This window comes from Microbispora sp. H10885 (assembly GCF_014161415.1).
Lineage (GTDB): Bacteria > Actinomycetota > Actinomycetes > Streptosporangiales > Streptosporangiaceae > Microbispora > Microbispora triticiradicis.
Genome location: NZ_JABBWY010000034.1, coordinates 1 through 1,349 on the forward strand (window position 1 = coordinate 1; position 1,349 = coordinate 1,349).

Genomic DNA, 1,349 nt, shown 5'->3' on the forward strand with positions numbered 1-1,349 from the left:
GGCAGCATCACCGGCGTCCAGTCCGGCCTGTGCATCGACGCCGCCGGAGCCGCCACCGCCAACGGCACCAAGCTCCAGCTCTACTCCTGCCACGGCGGCACCAACCAGAAGTGGACCTGGAGCAGATAGTCCCGGATGCGAAGGGATCCCCCCGGTGCGGCGTGCCCGCCGCGCCGGGGCCCTTCGGACGGCTCCCCCGGACGACCTCCTGAAGAACCCCTGAAAACTCCCGCAAGAACCCCCGAAAGAACCCCTCAGAAAGAGCAGAACGATGAGACGACATCTCAGGAAACTCGTCGGCACCGCCCTCGCCGCCGCGCTCACGGCGGTGGTCACGGCGCTGTCCATGCTCGTGGGACCGGTGCCGGGAGCGTCGGCGGCGACGCTGACAGAGGTGACGAACTTCGGCTCCAACCCCGGCAACATCCGGATGTTCCTGTACGTCCCCAACAACGTGGCGGCCAGGCCGGGGATCCTGGTGGCGATGCACGGCTGCAACGGCTGGGCGCAGGGCTTCTACCAGGGCACCGAGTTCGCCTCGCTCGCCGACAGGTACGGCTTCGTCGTCATCTATCCCCAGGCGAACAAGAGCGCCAACGGCATGTCGAACTGCTTCGACGTGTGGTCGAACGAGTCGCTGCGCCACGGCGGCGGCAGCGACCCGGGCTCGATCGTGTCGATGGTGAACTACGTCCAGCAGCGCTACAACGGCGACCCGGAGCGGGTGTTCGCCACCGGCTTCTCCTCGGGTGCGATGGAGACCAACAACCTGCTCGCCACCTACCCCGACGTGTTCAAGGCCGGCGCGCCGTTCTCGGGCGTCCCCTACGGCTGCCTCGGCCCGGCCGGGTGCGGCGACAAGACGCCGCAGCAGTGGGGTGACCTGGCCCGCAACGCCTACCCGGGCTACACCGGGCCCCGGCCGCGGGTGCAGGCGTGGCACGGCACCAACGACTCGGTGCTGAACTACAGCATGCTGCAGGAGGAGGTCGACCAGTGGACGAACGTGTGGGGCATCAGCCAGACGCCCGCTTCCACTGACACCCCGCAGTCCGGCTGGACCCGGCGGCGCTTCGGCTCGGGTCAGGTCGAGGCGTACACCATCTCCGGCGCGGGTCACGACCTGCCGCACCAGGGCATGGGGATCTACGCGATCCGGTTCTTCGGCCTCGACGCGCCGAGCACCTCCCCGTCCGCGACACCGACCGTCACCCCCTCCGTGACGCCGACGGTGACGCCGTCGACGACCCCGACCTCCGGCGGGGGCAGCGGGCCGATCAAGGGTGTGGCCTCCGGCCGCTGCGTGGACGTGACCGGCGCCAGCCAGACCGACGGCACCCAGGTGCAGC

Annotated in this window: 2 protein-coding genes; both read left to right on the top strand. The window is 69.8% G+C overall.

Translation table 11 applies throughout. The features are described from left to right. The first annotated feature begins 6 nt into the window (after window positions 1-6). Window positions 7-129 (top strand): RICIN domain-containing protein, encoded by a 123-nt coding sequence (locus HHX37_RS35355; protein WP_310740265.1) that lies wholly within the window; start codon window positions 7-9, stop codon window positions 127-129. A 142-nt stretch (window positions 130-271) separates the two neighbouring features. Continuing rightward, window positions 272-1,349, top strand: a 1,078-nt coding sequence (locus tag HHX37_RS35360) for a PHB depolymerase family esterase (RefSeq protein ID WP_182888176.1), incomplete at its 3' end; no start/stop codon positions are given.